Annotated in this window: 21 protein-coding genes and 2 pseudogenes; 12 read left to right on the forward strand and 11 right to left on the reverse strand. The window is 65.5% G+C overall.

All coding sequences use genetic code 11. The annotated features are described in order from the left end of the window. Positions 1-329 precede the first annotated feature (329 nt). The 4 genes from KAQ61_RS12765 to KAQ61_RS12780 form a co-directional block, all read right to left on the reverse strand. Positions 330-1,697 (reverse strand): MATE family efflux transporter, encoded by a 1,368-nt coding sequence (locus tag KAQ61_RS12765; protein ID WP_210929409.1) that lies wholly within the window; start codon positions 1,695-1,697, stop codon positions 330-332. After that, on the reverse strand, positions 1,694-2,191 hold the full coding sequence (locus tag KAQ61_RS12770) for a MarR family winged helix-turn-helix transcriptional regulator (protein WP_210929410.1): 498 nt from the start codon (positions 2,189-2,191) through the stop codon (positions 1,694-1,696). The genes KAQ61_RS12765 and KAQ61_RS12770 overlap by 4 nt, the downstream gene beginning before the upstream one ends. A gap of 116 nt (positions 2,192-2,307) precedes the next feature. Then, positions 2,308-2,967: a TetR/AcrR family transcriptional regulator gene (locus tag KAQ61_RS12775; protein WP_244982892.1), complete on the reverse strand. Its 660-nt coding sequence runs from the start codon at positions 2,965-2,967 to the stop codon at positions 2,308-2,310. Positions 2,968-3,188: 221 nt separating this feature from the next. Continuing rightward, positions 3,189-4,220: a hypothetical protein gene (locus KAQ61_RS12780; RefSeq protein ID WP_210929411.1), complete on the reverse strand. Its 1,032-nt coding sequence runs from the start codon at positions 4,218-4,220 to the stop codon at positions 3,189-3,191. A 257-nt stretch (positions 4,221-4,477) separates the two neighbouring features. Between KAQ61_RS12780 and KAQ61_RS12785 the strand changes: the two genes are divergently transcribed. After that, on the forward strand, positions 4,478-4,909 hold the full coding sequence (locus tag KAQ61_RS12785) for a hypothetical protein (RefSeq protein ID WP_210929412.1): 432 nt from the start codon (positions 4,478-4,480) through the stop codon (positions 4,907-4,909). A gap of 131 nt (positions 4,910-5,040) precedes the next feature. Here the strand turns inward: KAQ61_RS12785 and KAQ61_RS12790 are convergent, their stop codons facing one another. After that, positions 5,041-7,485, reverse strand: coding sequence for a membrane-bound PQQ-dependent dehydrogenase, glucose/quinate/shikimate family (locus KAQ61_RS12790; RefSeq protein WP_210929413.1), 2,445 nt, complete (start codon positions 7,483-7,485; stop codon positions 5,041-5,043). 519 nt (positions 7,486-8,004) lie between these two features. Here KAQ61_RS12790 and KAQ61_RS12795 point away from each other — a divergent pair. Next, entirely contained in the window at positions 8,005-8,586 is a 582-nt protein-coding gene (locus tag KAQ61_RS12795; RefSeq protein ID WP_210929414.1) for a GNAT family N-acetyltransferase, read from the forward strand. Between the two features lie 213 nt (positions 8,587-8,799). Here the strand turns inward: KAQ61_RS12795 and KAQ61_RS12800 are convergent, their stop codons facing one another. Further along, on the reverse strand, positions 8,800-9,246 hold the full coding sequence (locus tag KAQ61_RS12800) for an acyl-CoA thioesterase (protein WP_210929415.1): 447 nt from the start codon (positions 9,244-9,246) through the stop codon (positions 8,800-8,802). Positions 9,247-9,500: 254 nt separating this feature from the next. Between KAQ61_RS12800 and KAQ61_RS12805 the strand changes: the two genes are divergently transcribed. The 5 genes from KAQ61_RS12805 (at position 9,501) to KAQ61_RS12825 (ending at position 14,121) form a co-directional block, all read left to right on the forward strand. Further along, a complete protein-coding gene (locus KAQ61_RS12805; RefSeq protein WP_042415095.1) occupies positions 9,501-10,529 on the forward strand; it encodes an ABC transporter substrate-binding protein in 1,029 nt (342 codons plus the stop codon). Between the two features lie 62 nt (positions 10,530-10,591). Beyond that, on the forward strand, positions 10,592-11,419 hold the full coding sequence (locus KAQ61_RS12810) for an ABC transporter ATP-binding protein (RefSeq protein WP_042415098.1): 828 nt from the start codon (positions 10,592-10,594) through the stop codon (positions 11,417-11,419). Positions 11,420-11,436: 17 nt separating this feature from the next. Further along, positions 11,437-12,213: an ABC transporter permease gene (locus KAQ61_RS12815; protein WP_043381006.1), complete on the forward strand. Its 777-nt coding sequence runs from the start codon at positions 11,437-11,439 to the stop codon at positions 12,211-12,213. Between the two features lie 442 nt (positions 12,214-12,655). Next, complete coding sequence (locus KAQ61_RS12820; protein ID WP_244982893.1) at positions 12,656-13,225, forward strand: nucleoside deaminase; 570 nt, start codon at positions 12,656-12,658, stop codon at positions 13,223-13,225. Positions 13,226-13,290: 65 nt separating this feature from the next. Then, a complete protein-coding gene (locus tag KAQ61_RS12825) occupies positions 13,291-14,121 on the forward strand; it encodes an urease accessory protein UreD (RefSeq protein WP_210929416.1) in 831 nt (276 codons plus the stop codon). A gap of 27 nt (positions 14,122-14,148) precedes the next feature. On the opposite strand, the gene KAQ61_RS12830 is transcribed toward KAQ61_RS12825, so the two are convergent. From KAQ61_RS12830 to KAQ61_RS12845, 4 genes and pseudogenes are all read right to left on the reverse strand, one after another. Further along, a complete protein-coding gene (locus KAQ61_RS12830; RefSeq protein ID WP_210929417.1) occupies positions 14,149-14,919 on the reverse strand; it encodes an alpha/beta fold hydrolase in 771 nt (256 codons plus the stop codon). A 5-nt stretch (positions 14,920-14,924) separates the two neighbouring features. After that, positions 14,925-15,371, reverse strand: a complete 447-nt coding sequence (locus KAQ61_RS12835; RefSeq protein WP_210929418.1) for a carboxymuconolactone decarboxylase family protein — start codon at positions 15,369-15,371, stop codon at positions 14,925-14,927. Then, positions 15,355-16,758 carry a lyase family protein gene (locus tag KAQ61_RS12840; RefSeq protein WP_244982894.1) on the reverse strand — a complete coding sequence of 468 codons (1,404 nt, stop codon included), beginning with the start codon at positions 16,756-16,758 and terminating at the stop codon, positions 15,355-15,357. Before KAQ61_RS12840 ends, KAQ61_RS12835 begins: the two co-directional genes overlap by 17 nt. Before the next feature lie 11 nt (positions 16,759-16,769). After that, positions 16,770-17,710 (reverse strand): annotated as a pseudogene (locus KAQ61_RS12845) (Bug family tripartite tricarboxylate transporter substrate binding protein). Positions 17,711-17,896: 186 nt separating this feature from the next. On the opposite strand from KAQ61_RS12845, the gene KAQ61_RS12850 reads away from it, so the two are divergent. From KAQ61_RS12850 to KAQ61_RS12860, 3 genes are all read left to right on the forward strand, one after another. Next, positions 17,897-18,784: a LysR family transcriptional regulator gene (locus KAQ61_RS12850; RefSeq protein ID WP_210929419.1), complete on the forward strand. Its 888-nt coding sequence runs from the start codon at positions 17,897-17,899 to the stop codon at positions 18,782-18,784. A gap of 371 nt (positions 18,785-19,155) precedes the next feature. After that, the gene (locus KAQ61_RS12855; RefSeq protein WP_042415104.1) at positions 19,156-19,527 is read left to right on the forward strand and encodes an Hsp20/alpha crystallin family protein; all 372 of its coding nucleotides are present in this window, start codon (positions 19,156-19,158) and stop codon (positions 19,525-19,527) included. A 190-nt stretch (positions 19,528-19,717) separates the two neighbouring features. Continuing rightward, positions 19,718-20,560 carry a M48 family metallopeptidase gene (locus KAQ61_RS12860; protein WP_244982895.1) on the forward strand — a complete coding sequence of 281 codons (843 nt, stop codon included), beginning with the start codon at positions 19,718-19,720 and terminating at the stop codon, positions 20,558-20,560. Positions 20,561-20,594: 34 nt separating this feature from the next. Here KAQ61_RS12860 and KAQ61_RS12865 read toward each other — a convergent pair. Further along, positions 20,595-20,735: pseudogene (locus KAQ61_RS12865) on the reverse strand (ABC transporter ATP-binding protein); the annotation flags it as partial. Between the two features lie 840 nt (positions 20,736-21,575). On the opposite strand from KAQ61_RS12865, the gene KAQ61_RS12870 reads away from it, so the two are divergent. Beyond that, positions 21,576-22,838 (forward strand): DNA primase family protein, encoded by a 1,263-nt coding sequence (locus tag KAQ61_RS12870; protein ID WP_210929420.1) that lies wholly within the window; start codon positions 21,576-21,578, stop codon positions 22,836-22,838. A 639-nt stretch (positions 22,839-23,477) separates the two neighbouring features. After that, positions 23,478-23,693 (forward strand): helix-turn-helix domain-containing protein, encoded by a 216-nt coding sequence (locus tag KAQ61_RS12875; protein WP_210929421.1) that lies wholly within the window; start codon positions 23,478-23,480, stop codon positions 23,691-23,693. Positions 23,694-23,715: the final 22 nt, after the last annotated feature.

The raw sequence follows: 23,715 nt of genomic DNA on the forward strand, positions 1-23,715 counted from the left end.
AGTTCCTTTTATTTGCAGGCATCGTGCCGAAAGATCGTCCGCAAGGCTGCATCGCGGGCCTGTGTGCCCGGCCGCAGTGCCTGCCTGCCATGGCGCGCGTGAGACCCGCTTCCAGGGGTCTGCGGCCATGCTGGCACAGGGCACGGCGGCCTTGGTCCGCCCCCCGGACCGGTGCCGGCTGGCACAGGGTACGCACCGCGCGCATGCGTTGGCCATGCCCTCGTCCACCTCGGCTGTGTGCTCTCAAAAATAGAAGCAGCCTGCGCTTGCCCATTCAGCATTTCAAACACCAATCATTGTGTAAACGCTGCCAGACCTGCGCCAGGTGCTCATTTTTTATGCCATGGCGTGCGCCACACGCTGGCGATCGTGCACAGGCCGTACAGCGCCATGGCCACCACTACCAGCACAAACAGGCCCTGCGCGCTGGGTGTGGCGCCCGCCATCAACCAGCTGCCGCCGGCGATGACCACCAGCAACCGCACCGTGCCCGCCAACACCGGCCCCAGCACATGGCCCGCACCCAGCGAGGCGAAGTACAGCACCAGCCCCATGCCGAACAGGCCGAACGCCGGGCCGACGGTGCGCAGATAGGCATCGGCATGCGCCAGCACGGCAGCATCCTGGGTGAAGATGCCGGACCACAGCCGGGGCCACAGCACCACCAGCAGGCCCAGCACGGCCAGGATGGCGGCGGCCAGCCACGCGCCCGTCCAGGCCACCTTGCGCGCACGCACCACCTGGCCGGCGCCCATGGCCATGCCCACCATGGGCACGGCCGCCACCCCCACGCCAAAGGCAATCGGAATCAGCAGAAATTCCAGCCGCTGGCCAATGCCATAGCCGGCCAGGGCATCGGGCCCCAGCCGTGCGACCATGCCGGTCAGCACCAGAGCGGCCAGCGAGGTCTGCACCGGCGAGATGCAGGCCAGGGCGCCGACGCGCAGGATGTCCTGGAACATGGGCCACGACAGGCGCGCACCGCGCCAGCGCAGCAGCAGCCGGTCCTGCCCGCGCAACAGGTACCAGCCCAGCACCACAACGGCCACGGCCATGGCGACGATGTTGCCCAATGCCACACCGGCCATGCCCCAGCGCGGTGCCGGCCCCAACCCCAGGCCGAACGCCCCGCCCACCACGATCTGCAGCAGCGACACCCCGAACAACACGGCCGACGGCCACTGCATATTGCCCGTGCCGCGCACCACCGAGGCCAGCGTATTGCACAGCCACACCAGCACCGCCCCGCTGAACAGCACCGCGCCAAAGCCCGTGGCGGCCTGCAGCACCTCGCCGCGCCCGCCCAGCCAGCGGTAGAAGACGCTGCCGCACAGCACCAGCAGCAGCGAATACAGCACGCCCACCACACCGCCAATCACCAGCGCATGCACGGCCAGGGCCGAGGCCTTGTCGCGGTCGCCACTGCCCAACGCACGGCTGATGGCCGATGACACGCCGCTGCCCATGGCACCGTTGCTCATCATCTGGGTGAGCATGGCCAGTGGAAACACCAAAGCCATGGCCGCCAGCGCCGTGGTGCCAAGGCGCCCGACGTAATAGGTCTCGGCCACGGCCACCAGCACGGACATGCCCATGGCCACCATGTTCGGCAGGGACAGCCGCCACAGCGTGGGCAGGATGGCATCGCGCAGCAAGGGGTGGCCGGCAACGCCGGCTGGGGCTGGGGCGGTGCTCATGCCACCTCCTGCACGTGGGCCAGCCGGGGCAGCAACTGGCCCACCAACTGCTCCAGCGCGGCAATCTGGTCGCCGCCGCACAGGGCGCGCACCTCGGCCTGGGCCTGCTTCCACAACCCCAGGGCCTGGCGGTAGCGGGCGTCACCGTCGGGGGTCAGCACCACGCAGCGGCTGCGGGCATCCTTGCCGGGCACCAGGGAAATCAGGCCCGACTGCTCCAAGGTGCGCAGGTTGCGGGTCATGGTGGTGCGGTCGGTATTCAGGCGCTGCGCCAGGGCCGAGACACTCAGCGGCTCCTGTCCCCTGCGCACGCGCGCCTGGGCCAACAGGCTGAACTGCGTGCCCTTGAGCCCGCTGGGCGCCAGGGTGTCGTCGTACAGCTGGGAAATCTTGCGCGACAGGCTGCGCACCATGAAACAGGTGCACGGCGCACCGCTGTCGGGCTGCGTGGGGCAGGTGGTGGCCCCAGTGGACGGGGGGGACTTGGGGGGCATCGTGGTCTCCATTGGCCCCGTGCATCAGGGCGCAGGAATAAGTGTAGATGCACGTATTCACCCCCTCTGTCATCCCTGCGACGGCCGCCCTAGGGCGCGGCAGACCGGTCGCCGTCTCAGGGCTGGAGGGCCACCATGGCGTCCAGTTGATCCAGCAGCAACTGCAGGTGGCGGCTGCGGATGGGATCGCTCAGCAGGTCAATCTGCAGCAAGCCCGCCCAGGTGGAGGCGTGGTCCACACGAAAACCGGACAAGGCCGAGATCAGGTAGTGCACATCGGCCGCTTCCAGGCCCGCGCGGAAAATGCCCGACTGCTGGCCCCGATCCAGGATGCGCTGCAAGGGCTCCAGAGCCGCCTGGCGCAGGGCATCCATCGTGGGCACCTGGCGCAACATCTCCCCGCCCTGGAAGTTTTCCTGCAGCACCAGCCGGGTGAAGTTGCGGTTGTTCTCGTGGTAGTGGAAGCTCTGCACGGCCAGGGCACGCAAGGCCTCGCGCGGAGGCAGGGTGTCCAGCGCCAGCTGCTGCTCCGACGCCCGGATGTCGCTGTAGCACTGCTCGATCACCGCTAGGTACACATCCTTCTTGTTGCCGAAGTAGTAGTACAGCATGCGCTTGGCGCACCCGGCCTTGGCCGCAATGCGCTCCAGCCGCGCACCGTCATAGCCGAAGTTGGCAAACTCTTCCTTGCCGGCCTCCAGCAAGGCCTGGCGCATGTCGGCCGTGGCGGTGTCTTCGGGGGAAGGGGTGGGGGTCTCTGGGTTGTGTGCGCTCAATACCGTTCTCCATGGCCACAGCGCGACCCGCTGGGGCCATCCGGCCAGGGCCTGTCACTGTTCATCAGTTGGGGCGGCCAGCGTATCACGCAGGGCAAAACCCACGCCGCTTCCCTGCCCTGCGCGCAGTCCACATGGCGGACGGCAAGAGCCTGGCCATCCGGCAGTACCCGCTCGCGGCCACGCACCGTGCCGCGGCGGGCTTCTCGCTGTGCGGCCGCTCAGGGCGACGCCGGCACACCATCCGGCAGCGCCAGGGTACGCACCCGCAGCTCGCCAGTGGCAAACACATAGTCATAGGCATACACCCCGGACACGGCATGGATGTCGCCCGCATCGAAGGCTTCCGGGGCCACGATGCCCCTCAACACCATGCGCCCCTGCACACGGTCCAGCAGGACAAACGCGGTATGGCCTTGCCGCAGTCCCTGCGCCTGCAGCCGGGCGGGGATCTGGTAGGCCTCGAGCAGGCTGCGCGATGGCTCCAGGTAGATGCGGTGGCGCTGGAACAGGTGGTTGTGCCTGCGCATCGCCTCAATCTCGGCGTAGCACGCCGCACGCAAGCGGGGCTGGCGTGCGCTCACGATGTAGGGCGCCGGCCGTGCCTGGGCACCCAGCCGCCAGTGGGCATCGCCCCCGCTGTCCAGGGCCTGCATGAAGGTCTCGGGCGCCCCGCGGATGAACTCGACCATGCCGTGGTAGCCCTTGGCCAGCGGTTGGGCATATGCCGGTTTCAAGGATGCCGGATAGATATCGATCATGGGCTCGGGAGCCAGGTGGACCACCTCCGAGAAGGCGCGCAGCACCGTCTCGTCCAGCAGGTCGGCATCCCTGTGCAGGGCCTGCGGGTCCGCAAAAACCGCAATCGACCAGCGCATGCTGCCGTACAGCGGCGACAGGGCGCGCAGCGAGAAAAAGTCGCCCTGCACGCCGACGCGCTTCAACTGCGCCAGTGCCGTGCGCTGGTTGGCGACGAACTCACGCGATGCGGCTCGGGCCGCCAGCACCTTGTCGCGCAATACCTCGGCGCCCTCGCCGGGCTCCAGCCGCACCATGAAGTCGCTGCCCGTGGCCTGGTCCCGCAGGTACACGCCATAGCGCCCCTGCCAGCGCGCCAGGGGCTCGGAAGGCTGCAATTGGAGGGTGCGCAGCAACTGCAGCTCACCCGCAAAGTGGCTGTCGATGGTGCGCGCCACCATGTCCGCAGGGGCAGCGGTGGAACAGGCGGCCAGCAGCCAGGGTAGTGCCGCCATACCCAGGGCCCGCTGGCACACCATGCGGCACAGGCGCCTGCGCCCCAGCGCCCTGATCCATCCCAAGGTATTGCTCAACAATCGATAGCGCACGGGGGTAGGATGCCGGTTGGGTTGGAGAGGTACATGGTGCAATTTTGTTTTTCGACGATGGCGCGTGCTGGGATTGTGATGGCAGCCGGGACGGTGATGGCCGCGGGGACTGCACAAAGCCAGCAGCGGCAGCACCCCCTCCCCACAAGGTCGAGGTGGCCCAGATGGTGGCCTGCAAGTATGACGTTCCCACGTTCAACGACTACGCGATGGCCTTGGGCGCCTCGGGCGAAGGGGCGGCAGCCCTGGGGCTGACCCGCATCGAGGATACGCCCAACCCCTTCATGCATGAGTACCAGTTGGCGGCGCCCATCGACGTGCTGGGCTGGCGCACACAGCGCGTGGCCCTGGCCTCCGGCGCCTTGCTGGCCGTGCTGGACCAGGTGAAGCCGCAGGATGTTGCCCAGCGGCTGGGCATCGAAGAGGCCCTGCGGGACGATGACTTCAAGTACATGGCCATGCGCGTGGCACACCACACACAGGAGAAGGTGGGCAGCAACACCCTCAACACGGTCATCAGCCATGAGGTGTCCACCGTGATCACCCACCCCGGTCAGGTGCTCGTCGGCTGCAGCTACCGCGTGAACACCTACTGATCCGCACCCTGCATGCCCGCCACAGCGGGCGCGGGGATGGCCCATAAAAAAAGCCCTGGCGGCGCAGACTGCGCTTGCAGGGCTTTTTCATGCGCCAGCCTCCCACCGAGGCCGGCTGGAAGGCTTGGCGCTTACTTCTTGGCGGCGCCAGGCAGGGCGTAGGCGATCACGTAGTCGCCACGGTCCGGCGACTGGCGGGCGCCGCCGGCGGAAATCACCACGTACTGCTTGCCGGTCTTGGGCGATTGGTAGGTCATGGGACCACCCTGGCTGCCCACGGGCAGGCGCCCCTTCCAGACTTCCTTGCCGGTGGCGGTGTCCCAGGCGCGCAGGTAGTAGTCCTGCGTGCCGGCGAAGAACACCAGACCGCCTTGCGTGGCCAGCGAACCACCCAGGGTCGGCAGGCCCACGGGGAAGGGCATGCGCATCTTGATGCCCATGGGGCCCTGGTCCTGCACGGTGCCCACGGGGACCTGCCAGACCACTTGCTGGGTCTTCATGTCGATGGCCGTCAGCGTGCCAAACGGGGGCTTCTGGCAAGGAATGCCCAGCGGCGACATGAAGCGGTCCTTGACCACGGCATACGGTGTGCCACCCAGGGGCACCTGGCCCATGCCGGCGTTCGGTGCTTCACCGCCATCCGACAGCGCGGCATCCTGCTTCTGCGGCACCATCTTGACCCACAGGCCCAGGCGCATGTCGTTCACGAAGAGCAGGTGGTTGGTCGGGTCGGCCGACAGGCCGCCCCAGTTCATGCCACCCAGCGAACCGGGGAAGCTCAGCGACACATCGGTGTCCGGCACGGTGAACAGGCCGTCATAGCGCATGGACTTGAACTTGATACGGCACATCAGCTGGTCCAGCGGCGTGGCGCCCCACATGTCGGCTTCGGTCAGGGTCTGGGTGCCGATCTGCGGCATGCCCACGGACAGTGGCTGGGTGGCAGCGTACTTCTCGTTCGGAATGGTGCCGGGCTTGACGGCCACTTCTTCCACCTTGGTCAGCGGCTGGCCGGTGTGGCGGTCCAGCACGAAGATCTGGCCGGCCTTGGTGCCCACCACCAGCGCGGGGGTGGTCGTGCCGTCCTGGCGGGGGAAGTCGATCAGCGTGGGCGCCATGGGAATGTCGAAGTCCCACAGGTCGTTGCGCACGGTCTGGTAGACCCACTTTTCCTTGCCGGTGGCGGCATCCAGCGCCAGGATGGAAGCGCCGTACTTCAGGTCCATGGGCGAACGGGTCGCACCGTACAGGTCCACCGAGGCCGAGCCCATGGGCAGGTACACGGTGTTGGAGCTGGGGTCGTAGGTGGTGCCGGCCCACACGTTCGCCGAAGAGCGGGTGTAGGTCTCACCGGGCTGGAGCACGGCATTCGGCGTGCTCGAACCCGAGTCGAAGGCCCAGCGCAACGCACCGGTCACCACATCGAAGCCGCGGATCACGCCGCCGGGCATGTCCACCTGCACGTTGTCGGCCACACGGCCACCGATCACCACCGTGGTGCCCGCCACCGTGGGGGCGGCCGTCAGGGTGTAGTAGGCGGGGTTGGGGATGGTGCCAATGCCCTGCTTCAGGTCGACCACGCCGTGGTCGCCAAACTCGGCGCACAGCTCACCGTTGTCGGCGTTGATAGCGAACAGGCGTGCATCGATGGAGTTCATCAGGATGCGGCGCTCACAGCTAGCGCCCGCGGGCAAGGCCACGGCCTGCACCGGGGTGGAACCCGGCACGGTCGGCTGGGCCACCTGCGCGTTGGCGTCGAAATAGGCCAGGCCCCGGCAGCGTTCCCAAACACCGCCGACGTGGGCGTTGACGTCGTGGCGCCACAACTCCTTGCCACTGTCGGCATCCAGCGCGATCACGTTGTTGCTGGGGGTGCAGACGAAGACCTTGTCGCCCACCTGCAGCGGGGTGGTCTGGTCTTCGGCGCCAGCGCCCGTGGACTTGGGCACGTCACCGGTGCGGTAGGTCCAGGCCACTTCCAGCTGGTTGACGTTGTCCGCGTTGATCTGGTCCAGCGCGGCAAAGCGGTCGTTCTTGTAACCGTTGCCATAGTGGTCCCAGTTGGGCGGCGTCTCACCCTGTGCCACCGGCTTGCGCGTGGCGGCGGCGCTGGCGGCCTTCACCTCGGGGTGGATCTGGAACATGGACACAAAGGCGGCCAGGCCGGCCACCAGGAACACCCCGGCCAGCGACAGCGCGGCCTTGGTCTGCGCGGGTTGGCCGGCGGCCTTGCGCAGCAGCGGCAGGCTGGCGGCGACCACGGCCGCACCAAACGTCAGCGCCAGCAGGCGCGAGATCAGGCTCCAGTAGTCAAAACCCACTTCCCACAGCGCCCAGGCGACGGTGAGGGCAAAAGCGCCCAGGTAGATCCAGGCGCCTGCAGGGCGCTGGCGCACGAACTGCACGCCCGAAGCCAGCAAGGCCGCGCCCGCCAGCGCAAAGTACCAGCTGCCGCCCAGGGTGATCAGCTTGCCGCCGCCCACCAGGAAGAACAGACCGGCCAACGCCAGCACTGCCCCCAGTATGCACAGCCATACGCGTGCCGCAGTGGACTGCGGCTGCTTGTTCTTTTGCATGAGAACCTCTCAGTACAGTCAGTGCCCACTAGCTTTCAAGGCGAAAGCGCACGCGGGACTGCTGCCTAACAATCATGAGTGAGAAAAAAAGTCCATTGTTCATGGGAAAGAAAGTCCACGACCTGCACACGTGTACCGAATGTTTCAGAAAAAACTGAAACTTCTTGTGCGTACCAACCTGCGTCTGGTCTGCGGCAGACCTACGGCCCGCACGCAGCCATGCTGGACGGGTCAGCCACCGGTTGATGGGTTGATGGGTTGATGGGTTGATGGGTTGATGGGTTGATGGGTTGATGGGTTGATGGGTTGATGGGTTGATGGGTTGATGGGTTGATGGGTTGATGGGTTGATGGGTTGATGGGTTGATGGGTTGATGGGTTGATGGGTTGATGGGTTGATGGGTTGATGGGTTGATGGGTTGATGGGGCGATGGGGCGATGGGGCGATGGGGCGATGGGGCGATGGGGCGATGGGGCGATGGGGCGATGGGGCGATGGCCCAGGTCTACACTGCCCCACCATGACCACCGCCCTCCCTGTCCGCCTGACAACCGACCGCCTGCAGCTGCGCCCCTGGCAGGCCAGCGATTTGCCGGCGATGGCCCAGTTGCACGCCGATGCGCAGGCCATGCGCTACTTTCCTGCCACCCTGTCGCGGGCCGACAGCGATGCCCTGGTGGCCCGCTTTCAGGCCCGCATCGACGAGCAGGGCTGGGGGTTCTGGGCGGCCGAGCACCGCGCCAGTGGCGAATGCATCGGCATGATCGGCCTGAACCGCCCGCGCGACGACCTGCCTTGCAATCCCTGTGTGGAAGTGGGCTGGCGCCTGCGACCGCGCTACTGGGGCCAGGGCCTGGCCACGGAAGGCGCCAGGGCCTGCATGGACTGGGCGCTGACCACGCTGGGGCTGGACGAGGTGGTGGCCTTCACAGCCCTGCCCAACACGCCGTCCCAGGCGGTGATGCAACGCCTGGGCATGCGGGCGGATCCGCACACCTTCGTGCACCCGGCACTGCCGGCCGGCCATGCGCTGGCCGAACATTGCCTGTACCGCCTGCCGCGTGCGGACTGCCAGGCGACGCGTTCTCAAAATAGGAGCTGACTGCGCTTGTCCTTCGGACATTGCAGGATGAAAAGACCCTGAAATTCAGGGACAGCAAGCGCAAGGCGCTATGGATTCCAGTAGCACCACGGCCGCCGCACAGCACCAGCACCAAGCCACTGCACAGGCCCAAGGGGCCGCAGGCACTGGTGGCCTCTGCTCCAGCAGGCCACCCCTGGGCCGTGCGCCCGTGCGGGGTTGGCCCGCGCCAGATCAGGCCTCGGCCAGCAGCGGCTGCAGTTGCTGCAAGCGCTGGCGCAGGGCCTCGGGCAGGGCACAGGGGCGCTTGCTGTGCGGGTCCACGCAGACGACGCCGATCTTGCCCAGGGTCAGCAGCGTGCCGCTGTCGGCATCGACCAGGCGCCAGACCAGGTCAAAGCCCTTGGCCGCGATGTCGCGCACGGCCATCTGCACCTCCACGGCCTGGTGCGGAAAGGCCTCGGCCCGGTACTGCACGGCCTGATCGCCGACAAAGACGCGCACGCCCGCCACATCACTCTCGCGCCAGCGCCACTGGGCAAAGAACTGCATGCGCGCCTGCGAGGCCAGTTGCAGCAGCTGCACATTGTCCGTGTGCGCCCCGGGGTGCAAGGGGGCGGGACACACCAGACGGGTGGCAAACACCGCGTCGTCAAAGTCAGCGAACTGGATACGGGCCATGGCAAAAAGATTCTAACAGGTGCAGCCATTTGCTGCGATGCAGCATTTTGCGGCAGCCGGCAGGCCCCTGCAATCACCTTGGTGCACCTGCGGCCCCTGGCGCACCAAAGCAGCGCAAGGGCCGTGACGCCATACAAAAACTGCATACAAAAAAGCAGGCATTGTTTTTGCTCACTGCTGGTTACGAACGCCGCAGCGCCCCCTGGACTTGCAACGCTGTGGACCTTTCCAACCGCTTTGATCCTGGAGTTCCCATGCAAAAACGCAGCTTCCTGCAAGCAACCGCAGCACTGGCCCTGGTGGGCAGCCTGGGCATGGCCCACGCGCAGACCACGCCCTTGAAGTTCCAGCTGGACTGGCGCTTCGAAGGCCCCGCCGCCTTCTTCCTGCTGCCTGTGGCCAAGGGCTACTTCAAGGACGCGGGTCTGGATGTGACCGTCGACGCCGGTAACGGCTCGGGCGGCGCCGTGCAGCGCGTGGCCTCGGGCTCCTACGACATCGGTTTTGCCGACATGGCATCGCTGATGGAATTTCACGCCAACAACCCCGACGCGCCCAACAAGCCCGTGGGCGTGATGGTGGTCTACAACAACACCCCTGCCGCCGTGATGGCGCTCAAGAAGAGCGGCATCCAAACCCCCGCCGACCTCAGCGGCAAGAAGCTGGGTGCGCCCGTGTTCGACGCCGGCCGCAAGGCCTTCCCCACCTTCGCCAAGGTCAACAAGGTCAGCAACGTGGCCTGGACTGCCATGGACCCCCCGCTGCGCGAAACCATGCTGGTGCGCGGTGACATCGACGCCATCACCGGCTTCACCTTCACCAGCCTGCTGAACCTGGAGGCACGCGGCGTCAAGACCAGCGACGTGGTGGTGATGCAGTACGCTGACTACGGCGTGAAGTACTACGGCAACGTGATCATCGCCAGCCCCAAGCTGATCAAGGAAAACCCCGAAGCCATCAAGAAGTTCCTGGCCGCCTTCACCAAGGGCGCCAAGGACGTGATGGCCAAGCCGGCCGACGCCATCCAGTACGTCAAGGCGCGCGACGGCATTGCCAACGCGGCCCTGGAAACCCGCCGCCTGCAACTGGCCATCGACACCGTGGTCAACAGCCCCGACGCCCGCAAGGAAGGCTTTGGCCGCCTGGATGTCGGCCGCCTGTCGCTGATGGCCTCGGAAGTTTCGGACGCCTTCGGCACCAAGACCCGCATCGACCCCAAGGCCGTCTGGAACGACAGCTTCCTGCCCAGCGCCGCGCAGCTGGACGTGCTGCCCAAGAAGTAAGACGGCTGTGTACAACCCGCGGCCGGACCGATGGGTCTGGCCGCCCCCTCTGATGGATCCGTATGCAAAGCGCTGCCGACCCCTATTTCGTTGATTTCCGTGATGTCTGGCTGGCCTACAACGACGAGTTGCTGGCACAAAATCACTTTGCGGTCGAAGCCATTGACCTGCAGGTCCAACAAGGTGAGTTCATTGCCATCGTCGGCCCCTCGGGCTGCGGCAAGTCCACCTTCATGAAGCTGGCCACCGGCCTGCGCATGCCCTCCATGGGCAAGATCCAGATCGACGGCCAGCCCGTCACCGGCCCGTTGAAGATTTCCGGCATGGCCTTCCAGTCGCCCTCGCTGCTGCCCTGGCGCACCACGGTGGACAACGTGCTGCTGCCGCTGGAGATCGTGGAGCCGCACCGCTCGCAGTTCAAGGCGCGCCGCAAGGAATACGAGGAGCGCGCCCGCCACCTGCTGCAGAAAGTCGGCCTGGGTGGCTATGAGGACAAATTCCCCTGGCAGCTGTCGGGCGGCATGCAGCAGCGCGCCAGCATCTGCCGCGCGCTGATCCACGAGCCCAAGATGCTGCTGCTGGACGAGCCCTTCGGCGCCCTCGACGCCTTCACGCGCGAGGAGCTGTGGTGCATCCTGCGCGACCTGCACGCCGAGCAGCAATTCAACGTCATCCTGGTCACGCACGACCTGCGTGAATCCGTGTTCCTGGCCGACACCATCTACGTGATGAGCAAGAGCCCCGGCCGCTTCGTCGTGCGCCGCGATGTGGAGCTGCCCCGCCCCCGCGACCTGGAGCTGACCTACACCAAGGAGTTCACCGACATCGTGCACGAGCTGCGTGGCCACATCGGGGCCATGCGCAAAAGCGGTGCAGTGATCAACCAATGAGCAGCCAAGGATTCGCAATGAACAAACTCAACAACAAACTGCTGGAGCGCTGGTCGCCCTGGGTGCTGCTGCTGATGGTGGTGGTGCTGTGGCAGGTGGTCTGCGCGGCCTTCGAGGTCTCGGAATTCATCTTCCCCAGCCCCTGGCTGATCTTCCGCGACTTCATGGAATACCACGCCGTGATTGCCGGCCACGCCTGGCGCACCTTCTGGGTGACCATGGCCGGCTTCGGCGTCGCCATCGTGGTGGGCGTGCTGCTGGGTTTCCTGATCGGCAGCTCGCGCCTGGCCTATGCCGCCGTCTACCCGCTGATGACGGCCTTCAACGCCCTGCCCAAGGCGGCCTTCGTGCCCATCCTGGTGGTCTGGTTCGGCATCGGCGTGGGCCCGGCCATCCTCACCGCCTTCCTGATCAGCTTCTTCCCCATCATGGTCAACATCGCCACCGGACTGGCCACGCTGGAGCCCGAGCTGGAAGACGTGCTGCGCGTGCTGGGTGCCAAACGCTGGGATGTGCTGATGAAGGTCGGCCTGCCGCGCTCCCTGCCCTATTTCTACGGCTCGCTCAAGGTCGCCATCACCCTGGCCTTCGTCGGCACCACCGTGTCGGAGATGACGGCCGCCAACGAAGGCATCGGCTACCTGCTGATCTCGGCCGGCTCGTCCATGCAGATGGGCCTGGCGTTTGCCGGCCTGCTGGTCGTGGGCGCCATGGCCATGGTGATGTACGAACTGTTCAGCTGGGTGGAAAAGCGCACCACGGGCTGGGCCCACCGCGGCTCCCAGAACCACTGAGGGGCCGAGCCTCATCCCCTTTCACCGGTCCCCCGAACCTCGACTTGGGCCTGCCTTGTGCAGGCCTTTTTTTGCGCTTGCTGCGCCCGACGCCCCCGCTCCTGCGGGCGCTGCAGCCAGGCCCTGGCTGCCCCGCTGTGGAGCGGGGCGGTTGGTACGGACAGCACCCACGACTTGCACCAAAAACAGGCGTTGGCACGCTTGCAGACTGCGGATGGCGCTTTCTTTTTCGCAGCAATCCGATGGCAGCAGCCCTTTGCGCCCCCGTGCCGACGCCCGGTGGCACAACCGCTTACAACTTGCCCCCCCGCCCACCTACAAACCACCCACACTTTTGGCACGGCCTGTGCATTGAAGCTGCGCGCCCCCGGATGCAACAACGCCGTCCCACCACGGTCCTGGTGTTGTGGACCCCGCTGTCTTGCCAGGAAAGGCCCACGCCATGCACACCCAGTTCTTCCACCACCCAGGCCCCACCCACGCCATGCCGCCCGACGACGAATACGCCCTCGACAGCACCGACAGCCACTGGCTGCGCCAGGCCTTTGTCTGGGCGAATGCCGCCCGCCTGCGCGGCAACCGCCCCTTCGGCGCCATCATCGTCTCCGGCAGCGGCCGCATCCTGGCCGAGGCCTTCAGCAACACCCGCGAGACCGGCGACGCCACCGGCCACGCCGAGATGAATGCCATCCGCCAGCTGGGCATGGCCCGCCTGGCGCCCGATGTGCTGGCCGGTGCCACGCTCTACGCCAGTGCCGAACCCTGCGTGATGTGCGCCGGCGCCATCTGCAGCAGCGGCCTGCGCCGCGTGGTCTTCGGCCTGGATGCGCAGCGGCTGCACCACATCCGCCCCGACCTGCGCGCCTGCCTGCTGTCCTGCCACGATGTGCTGGCCCACGCCCAGGAGGCCATCAGCTGCACCGGCCCCTGCCTGGTCGAGGAAGCCCTGGCTGTCTACGAAGACAGTTGGCTGTCCCCCGGTGACGCCCCAGCGGATGCGCCCCCAGGCTGAGCCGCACGCCCCGCGCGGCGCTCCAACTTGGTGCAGCAGGCGCATTTCTTGCTTGGATGACGGCCATGCCTTGGCTCGCTCAACTTGATCTGGACTATTCCATGGCCGCGGAACGTACCCGCGTGCACTTCCACCACGACGGACCGCTGCGCGTGCTGCGCAGCCTGTACCCGGAGGGCGATGCCATCTGCCACAACGTGCTGGTGCACCCGCCCGGCGGCCTGGTCGGCGGCGACACCCTGGACATCCGGGTGCGTGTGCAGCCCCAGGCCCATGCCCTGGTCACCACCCCCGGCGCCACGCGCTTTTACAAGACCCAGGGGGAAACCGCCACGCAGCGCACCCACCTGCAGCTGGACGCCGGCGCCCGCCTGGAATGGCTGCCGCTGGAAGCGCTGGCCTACAACGCCTGCGACGCGCTCAACCAGCTGACGCTGGCACTGGCGCCCGGGGCGGAGCTGATCGCCTGGGACATCACCGCCTTCGGCCTGCCCCATGCCGGCGAGCCCTTTGTGCAGGGCCAGTTCACCCAGCACATGGCGTGGCCCGGGCATTGGCTGGAACACGGCACCCTGCGCGCCGAAGACGCACGCCTGATGGACGGCCCGCTGGGGCTGGCCGGCCAGCGCTGCATGGGCAGCCTGGTGCTGGCCTGTGGCACGCCCCTGACCCGCGTGCAGCGCGAGCAACTGCTGGACGCCACGCGCGCCGTGCTCGATGCCCACCCGCAAGGCGCCTGGTGCGGCATCACCGCCCCCAACGAGCACATGCTGGTGCTGCGCGGCCTGGCCCCGGTGGTCGAACCGCTGATGCAGCTGTGGCAGCAGGTGCGGGCCTGCTGGCGCCAGCAGCACTGGGGACTGCCGGGCACGGCACCGCGCATCTGGAGCATGTAAGGCCTGCGGTGCCCGCCAGCCCCCGGGTCAGCCCCCCTGCTGCGCGATGAAGTCATGCACCGCGCGGGCAAAGCCGGCGGGCTGCTCCACACAGCCGATGTGCGCCACCGGCAGCACTTCCAGACGCACCCCGGGAATCTGCGCGGCAATCGCCTCGGAGCACGCCAGCGGCGTGGCCTGGTCCAGGGCCCCGGCCAGCACCAGCGCCGGGCAGCGGATGCGGGCATTGCCGTCCTGCAGCGCGATGCCCGCGACCGCTTCGCAGGCATGGGCGTAGGCCCCGGCATCGGTCTGCAGCAAGCTGCTGCGCAACTGCGCCACGCGCACCGGATGTGCCGCGCGGTAGGGATCGGACAGCCAGCGCTGCAACGCCCCGTCGGCCACCGCGGCCATGCCGTCCTGGCGCACCGTGTCGATGCGCGCCCGCCAGCCCGCCTGGGCGGCAGCGTCGTAATGGCTGGCGGAATGCGCCACGGTGATGCTGCGCACCAGATGGGGGTGGCTGGCCGCCAGGGCCTGGGCCGTCATTCCGCCCATGGACACGCCGACAAAATGCACTGGCCCCAGGCCCAGGTGTGCAATCAGACCCGCTGCATCCTCCGCCAGGTCCTGCATGCCGAAAGGCGAGTGCCCGCCCGGGGAGGCCCCGTGCCCGCGGTGGTCATAACGCACCACCGTGTAGTGGCGGCGCAGCCAGGCGGCGACTTCATTCCACATGCCCAGGTCGCACCCCAGTGCGTGGCTGAGCATGACCACCGGCCCCAGGCCCTCGACCTCATAGTGCAGATCTGTGGACATGGCGTTCAGGGTTGGGAGGGAAAGAAACTGGCGGGCGCGGGCTCCTGCCCCAACTCGCGCAGGACTTTCAGGGCAATCGCCATGCCGGTGTTGCCTGCGGGCACGCCGGCATACACCGCCGTCTGCAGCAGCACCTCCTGCAGGGTGTCCACATCCAGCGCGGCCGCCTGGGGATCGGCCGCATCCGCCATCAGGCCAGAGCGCACGTGCAGCTCGAACTCCTCCCAGCGTCCCATGGCGGCCGTGGTGGCCAGCACCATGATGCGCCGGGTGCGCCGATCCAGGCCGGGCCGGCTCCAGATGCTGTCCCAGGCGTAGGTGGTGATCAGGCGCTGGAATTCGACATTCAGGCGGTTGGCACCGCGCAGGGATTGCTCCACCCAGGCGTCGCCCAGCACCTGGCGGCGATTGGCCAGGCCTTGCTGCAAGGTGGTGTCAGAAATGTGTGTCATGGCGTGCTTCCTCCCACCCCGGGTGCTGGACCCGGGGCATGTCATCGATCAGGGCGTGGCAGCGGGCCGCAGAAACCTGGACGGCCAGCTGTGCGTTCGCTGCCGCGTGCAGCTGGGATTGCAGTTCCGCGGGGACGGCGTGGCCTTGCTGGGCCAGGTGGTCGACCACCACGTCGGGCAGCGGGCGGGCTTGCTGCAGCGCCTGCTGCGAACCTTCGGCCACGATGCGCTGGGCCTCCGGCTTGCTGAGCCAGCGGGCCAGGACTTGCGTCAGGGGTTCGGAGAACACCACCCCGTGCAGCCCCTCCACATTGGCGCGCATGCGCGGTGTGTGCACCTGCAGCCCCTCGGCGGCCAGGCGCAGGGCCGCCGCCGCGGCGTGCACCTGCGTCCACAACTGCGCCCAGTGCACCACCTCGGCCTGCCATTCGCCCAATGCCCGCTCGTGCGCCTGCTCCATGCAGGCCAGCAGCGTGGCGGCCAGTTGCGGCACGGACCGGGTGTGCGCCAGGGCCTGCAGGCAGTGCACCGGATTGCGCTTGTGCGGCATGGCACTCGATGTCTGCCCGCGCGCGGCTTCCGACAGTTCGCCCACCTCGTACTGCGACAGCAGCGACCAGTCCTTGGCCAGCTTGGCCAGGGCCCCGCCGCACACCGCCACCTCCATGCCCAGGCGCAGCCAGCTGTCGCGCTGCGTGTGCCAGCTGTGGCCGCATGCGCCCAGCCCCAGGCGTTGCGCCAGCGCCTGCTCGACCCGGCGGGCCTCCTCGGCCAGGACGGCGTTGTTGCCCACCGCACCGCCCAGCTGCACGCACAGGGCCTGGGCCGACAGGCGCTGCAACTGGACACTGCTGCGCCCCAGTGCGGCGGCGGTCTGCGCACACTTGAGGCCAAAGCTGGTGACCTGCGCCGGCTGCAGCAGGCTGCGCCCCAGGATCGGGGTGGCCGCATGGTCGGCGGCCAGGCGCAGCAAATGCTGCTGCAAGCCCTGCAGCTCCTGCTGCAACAAGGCCAGTGCCAGGGCGGTCAGCAGCGCGTTGGCCGTGTCCACCACGTCCTGGGTGGTGGTGCCCCAGTGCAGCCAGGCCAGGCCTTCCGGCCGGTGGCTACGCAGCCAGTGCTGCAGCGGCTCGACCACGGCCATCGCTAGCGCGCCGGTCTCCCGCGCGCGCTGCGCCATCTGCACCGGGTCCAGCAGCACGCAGGCGCAGGCCTGTTCGATGGCCTGGGCGGCCGCTTCCGGGATCAGATCGCAGTCCGCCTGGGCCCGGGCCAGCTGCGCTTCAAAGCGCAGCATGGCCTCCACCCACAGCGCATCGCTGAACAGCTCCGTCGCGGGCAGGGGGTGCAGGTAGGCGCTGACCAGGGACATGGATGAAAGTGCCATGGCTGCCTTGCTTACACCGAGGCGCCCGAGGCCTTGATCACAGCGGCCCACTTGCTGGTTTCCTGCTGGATTTTTTGCGCGTAGGCCGCGGCATCCCCCAGCAGGGGCACGGCCCCCTCCACCCCCAGCTTGGACTGGAAGGCCGGTTGCGCAGCCACCTGCAGGATGTCCTGGGCCAGTTTCTTGACCGTGTCTGGCGACGTTCCCTTGGGCGCCAGCACGCCGTAGGTGAGCGTGCTCTCGAACTTGGACAGGGCCGGTACGCCCGATTCCGCCACCGTGGGCACGTCCGGCAATTGCGCGTGGCGCTCCAGACTGGTCACGGCCAGGGCCCGCAGCTTGCCTGCCTTCACCAGGGCCTGGGCGGCCGGGATCACGCTGAAACTGAAATCCACCATGCCCCCGGCCACGTCGTTCAGGGAAGGGGCCGTGCCCTTGTAGGGCACATGGGTGGCTTTGGCACCGAGCATGTAGACCAGCATTTCACCGGCCAGGTGACCGCCCGATCCGGAGCCGCTGGAGGCATAGTTCATGGCCTCGCCTTTGTCGCGCAGCGCCTTGACCAGCTCACTGACGCTGCGGATGGGCGACGTGGACGGCACGACCAGCAGCAGCGCGGACGAGGCAAACATCGCCACGGGCTGCAGGTCGGTGGCGGCATTGAACTTCAACCCCTTGTACAAGGCCGGATTGATGGAGACCGTGCCGGTATGGCCCAGCAGGTAGGTCTCGCTTTGCGCCGAGGCACGCACCACCATCTCGGTGCCCAGGTTGCCCCCAGCCCCGGCTTGTTCTCCACGATCATGTTGTAGCCAAAGGACTCGGCCAGCCCGTGGGAGAGCTGCCGGGCCAACACATCATTGCCGCCACCGGGCGCAAAAGGCACGACCAGGCGCCCACTGGCGCCGCCACGCCCCTGCGCCCAGGCGGGTGCCGCCAAGCAGGCGGCCATGGCGACGGCGGACTGCAGCCACTGGCGGCGCTCGGTCACGCAGGCGGTCGGGGGGTTTGAGGCTTCATGAATGTCTCCTTGTTATAGGTCTGTCGACAAGGTGCTGCCGATGTCTGGCAGTGTCCGCGCTCGCCGTGTGGAAACCAAGGATGTGAAAACGTGATTTGTTTTAAGAAAATGTGTTGAATGGAGACCTCTTACATTCAAAATTTTTTAAAAGTCGTGGACTGTGGCTCCATGTCGGAAGCGGCGCGCCAGTTGCAACTCAGCCCGGCGGCCATTGCCCAGCAGATGCGGGTGCTGGAACACGACATGGGCTGCAGCCTGCTGGTGCGACAGGGCCGCAACGTCCGCCCCAATGGGGCCGGCCAGCGCCTGTACGCCAAGGGGCAGTTGCTGCTGCGTTCCCTGCACGAGCTGCGCGACCACGTCGGCGCCGAGGAGGATGCTGGCGAGCTGCGCCTGGGCACGCTGAACACCGCGCTGCACGGCTTTCTGCCCGATGTGCTGCGGCGCTTCACCCAGGCGCACGCGCGGGTGCAACTGCACATCCGCACCGGCCTGGCCCCCGAGCTGTACGCCGCCCTGATGCACGGCGAGCTGGATGCCGCCCTGTGCCTCAAGCCCACGTTCGAGCTGCCCAAGTCCGTGCTCTGGCACCCCCTGCGCCATGAGCCCCTGGTGGTCCTGGCTCCGGCGGCATCTGCCCACCTGGGGCCCCTGGAGCTGCTGCGCACCCAGCCCCTGATCCGCTACGACCGGCGCCTGGGCGGGGGCAAGCTGGCCGACGACCACCTGCGCCCCCTGGGCATCACCCCGCTGGAGCGTTTCGAGATCAACTCCGTGCTGGCGATTGCCATGCTGGTGGAACATGGCCTGGGCGTGGCGCTGGTGCCCGACATCGGCCCCGCCCTGACCCAGGGACGCACCATCCAGGCCCTGCCGCTGCCGCAGACCACGCCCAGCGCGCCTTCCGGGCGCGAGGTCGGACTGCTGTGGATGCGCGCTTCCCCGCGCCAAGGCTGGATCCAGGGCTTGCTGCAGTGCGCGCAGGCTGTGCCCCCGCAGGGGTGAACGGCCCGTCGGCATCCTCGTTTTCCGCACAAGCTCATGCGCACAACGTCGTTCGCAGCGCCGGCCACCCTGCCTACACTGGCCCACACCCCATCCGTTCACCCGGCCCCCGGCTGCCAGGGCGGATGCTGTTTTGTCTCCTCGGCATGGCACCCTCGCCGCAGGTTTTGGCGCTGCCCTGGGCAGCGCTTTTTTTCTGCCCGGACCCACCCTCGCCGCGCAGGCAGCGCGCAATAAAGGCTGTTGGCGGTTTTTCAAGGGGTTTTGGCGAAATTTATTGTTGAAAAAACAGACTTGAAAAGCCCTGGGCCGGCGATATCTACGGAACATCCAGGCGCAGACGGCGCCACCCCACACCAAGGAGTTATCGCATGTTCCTCGCAACCCCCATCATCCGCCATGTGACCCGCCCCGATGCCAGCCTGCAACGCTTCATGCAGGCCGCCACGAATGCCGCCCAGCAGCTCAACGGTGACTTCCAGGTCAGCCAAACCGACGAAGCCACGGTGTTGAGCATCGACGTCCCCGGCCTGAGCCGCGAGCAGCTGCAGCTGCGCATCGAAGACAACATGGTGCACCTGCACAGCATAGAAGGCGCGCCCCGCCAGGTGCGCCGCAGTTGGGAGCTGCCCCACGAGATCGATGTGCCAGCCTCCAGCGCCAAGCTGGACCTGGGCGTGCTGACCTTGACCCTGCAGCGCCGCAAGCCCGTCGACAAGACGGTCACGCTGAACATCCAGTAATTCCGGCGCCCTGCCCCTCCCACGCCGTGGTCGCTTCACCGCCCCACGGCGTGCTGCCGTCCGGGTGGGACAACCCCGCACGTGCCAGGCCCAGCCGCTGCGCGGCCGACGCGGCAGGCTGTATGAAAATAGGCGCTTTGGCCTGCACACCCCCTGGAGCGTGCGGGCGCTGTTTTCCAAAGGACTGCACATGACCCGGGCACCTGCCTCCCTCTGGCGCACCATGGCCGCGCTGGCCTGCACCATCGGCCTGCTGCAAGGCTGCGCCAGCACCACCCAATCAGGGGCCATCGGCCTGCAACGCAGCCAGCTGATGCTGGTGTCCAGCGACAGCATCAACGCCCAGGCGGCCAAGGGCTTCCAGCAGCTGACGGCCGATGCCCAGTCCAAGAAAAAACTCAACACCGATGCGGCGATGACGCAGCGCGTGCGCCGCATCGGCCACGACCTGATTGCCCAGGTCGGGGTGTTACGCCCCGATGCGCGCAACTGGGCCTGGGAAATCAATGTCTTCGAGTCCGATGACATCAATGCCTTCTGCGCCCCCGGCGGCAAGATCGGCGTGTACACCGGCCTCGTCAACCGGCTGCGCCTGACCGACGATGAGCTGGCCGCCGTCATGGGCCACGAAATCGCCCACGCCCTGCGCGAACACTCGCGCGAGCAGATGTCGCAAAAGACCCTCTCCGGCCTCATCACCAGCACCATCGCCGTGGCCACGGGCGTCCCCGGGGAGCTGATGGATGCCGGCTCGCAGATGCTGGTGCACCTGCCCAATTCGCGCGCCATGGAGCTGGAGTCGGACGTGATCGGCCTGGAGCTGATGGCCCGCGCCGGCTACGACCCGCGCAATGCCTCGTCCATCTGGCGCAAGATGCAGCAGGTCAGCGGCGGCCAGCAAGGGGCCTCGTTCCTCAGCACCCACCCCGCGGGCGATCAACGGATTGCCGAGCTGGACGCCTATGTGCCCAAGGTGCTGCCGCTGTACCAGGCGGCCGTGGCGCAGAAAAAATCCCCGGCCCGCAGCCGCTGAGGCAGGCCCCCACGCAGAGGCGGCCCAGCCCGCCCTAAATCGCCACCAGCTTCTGGATCCCCTTGGCCTGCATCTCGGTGCCCGGCCCTGCGGCGATCACCTCGCCGCGCTCCATCACCACGTACTGGTCGGCCAGCGCTTCGGCAAAGTCGTAGTACTGCTCGCACAGCAGCACCTCTATCACTATTTGCCAGATAAAAAACTTATAAATATTGAGTTTGTTGCTATATTTTTTGAAAATTCACTGCTAAGGGGGGGCATACAGGGGGTGCACTCAACAAAAGCGTTAGTAAAAACTGACTCTTTTACGCATTCACACCACCAACCACCCACTCTCTAGCCGACTGCCGCGCCAAATCCAGCAACTTGTACGTGAAGGCTGCAAGACGTTGGCGACACTTGCATACCTCTGGGAGCTTGACCTGCTTCCCTGGCCGGCTGGCGAGCTCATGAACCTAACCACCATAGTGACATTGCCCTCCCATTGATGAGATCACTATCCCAGCAAGCGGGCTTCGATCTAGAGATGCCGCACATTAAATGCTGAGCACGTCTGGAGTTAGATCTCTGAGCTCCTTACCTGCTCAGGGAAATCAAATTAGCGGGAGGCAGCCCGACCACCTCTCCCAGGTCAGTTACAGCCACAGGTCAAGCGTGACCTTCAGTACTCGGCAGCATGCTGATCACCGATGGCCAACTCCGCATAAGAGCGACACCAAAGCGCCCCTATGACACGTCACTATCTTGCTGATAGAAAGGATCAATCGAAAAAACAAGCTCCTGGGATAACGCATCGGCCTATACGGGGAGCAGTCATGTCGGCTGCATACTTTTTGGAGCAATACATGCGACACCTTCCCACCTTCCCATGCCCAAGCGGAATGCTTGCGAGTTCTGTTTACGTCCCCCTGCACAGCAGAAATCTGCAATCCACAGCAGCTGACACGGATCTCTATGCCAAAGAGCGCGGAGAAAGCGACCAAGTCGCAGCCGACTGGACACAAGGAGCGCAAGCATGAGCCGCCGCCCTCCATTCGAGCCTTTGAACTTCGCGTTGGAGCTGGAGCGAACCGGTAATTACGCATCAACGAACAAGTACCTCCATCACTGGACGGGTACGCATTGGTCGATGATTAGCGAAGACGCCTTGTTCAAGCAAGCGATGAAGTGGATAGTTTCAGGCAACCACGGTATCGTAAATCCTGCCAATACCAAGGCCGCTTGCATCACGGCGATTGGATGGCTCAACTCGCTACCTGTCACCACTGATAACGCTGTCATCCCCGTCAAGAATGGATACCTCCATCTCGACGGCGGATCTCCTGTGCTTCTGCCACACGACAAAGAGTTGGGTATTTGCCATATCCTCAACTGCAACTATGACCCAGCCGCACCAGCGCCCGCCAAGTTTGAAACGCTGTTGCAGCGCATTCTTCCGGACCCCGAAGTCAGGAGTCGCGTTCAAGAATATATCGGCTACACACTGATACCAGATGCACGTTTTCAGATCGCACAAATCTGGATAGGCTCCGGTGCCAACGGAAAAGGCACTCTTGCAAACATCGTGCAAGCGCTGCATGAACTACACGCGGCTGCATCGCCGTCCAAGCTTGATGGTTACGCGGCCGCGTCACTACTCGGCTCATCGCTGATTTATTGCGATGAAGCACCCGCAAAGGACTGGAGCGAACAGACTATCAAGTCGATGATTGCCGGTGAAATGCTTGCAGTAGATCGCAAGTACCTGCCTACAGTTACAACACGGATCACCGGAAAGTGGCTCATTCTTGCGAACCACATCCCTGCAATCAAAGATCAGTCAAACGGGTTTTGGCGCCGCTTTGATGTAGTTCCGTTTCCTGTATCGATTCCCGCCAACGAGCGCGACCCCCTTCTTGCCAAGGAGATCATCAAACATGAGCTGACTGGTGTCCTTAACTGGGCACTGGAAGGGCTTCAGCGATTGCTTGCTCGCGGACGCTTTGACGCAACACCGCCTGCTGCCATGACGGACGCAGTTCAAGCAGCCAAGGTTGAAACGAACTCAGTCCACAGCTGGGTGACAGATGCTGCGATTGAACTCTTGACCGATACAAGCACATCTAAAACCGATGTGTACGCTGAATACACATCTTGGTGCAAGCAAAACGGGATGCTATCTGTATCAGCACCACGTTTTTGGAAACGCTTGCAAGATTCGCTGGGGGAGGTCGTAGAAGGTCGTGCGTTCACCACCGAAGGTCGCAGAATTCGCACGTGCAACGTGCAGCTGCCGTGACCGTTTGAGTCTTTCGCAGGGGTCAGCAAAAAAGCCGTCGATGACGGCTTTTTTCTTGTCTGACCAGATGGACCGGATTCGTTGCAAAACTTTTTTCTGAAGATTCTTCTCTTTCTCTCTTCTTTGTTGAGAACAATAAAAAAGGGATATAGAAAAGAATTAAGAAATCTACCCGGTCACCTGGTCAGGCATCAAAACTTCTAGCATTCAACGCAAGTTTTCAAGCCCGGACACTTCACTGAATTGATCTGCACCCAGGCACGCTGCCATGGGCAGCGTGCAGGCTTCTTCAAAGCATTCATCCAGACAAGCATGCAATCCCTCGTCACGCATCTGCAACAAGTTTGCTTCAACACGGGGCGGGGATGGAATATTCGAGCACTGCCCTGCATACCTCGCCCCCTGGGTGCAGAACCCTTCACATGCGCTTTAACGCGCTGAGCACCAAGCTTGATCAGCGCATGCCCGCAGCAGCTGATGCGTTCAAAGTCTCCCAGGTGGACATGAACAACATCAAACCAAGAAAAACGATGTCATAGAGGGCTAGTGCGCATCAGGTTGACCTCAACCTGATACATTCAATCTTTACGATTAAAACCGACTTTATGCAACCCAAGCCATTATTCTAGGAGCTTTGTTATGACTGCTGAGCCGTGGGTGTCGGTGGACCAGATTGCAGAGCATCTGGGCGTGACACGGGATTCGATTTACCGCTGGATTGATCGTAAAGCTCTGCCTGCCCACCGTGTGGGCCGGCTGTGGAAGTTTAAGGTGTCCGAGGTGGACGACTGGGTGCGCGTCGGTGGCGCGGATGAGGAAACGAACCCAACTGACAAGTCTGCTTCACGAATCTAACCCAACCTACCGAATTGCTGAA

This window comes from Comamonas aquatica (genome assembly GCF_018064205.1).
Lineage (GTDB): Bacteria > Pseudomonadota > Gammaproteobacteria > Burkholderiales > Burkholderiaceae_C > Comamonas > Comamonas aquatica.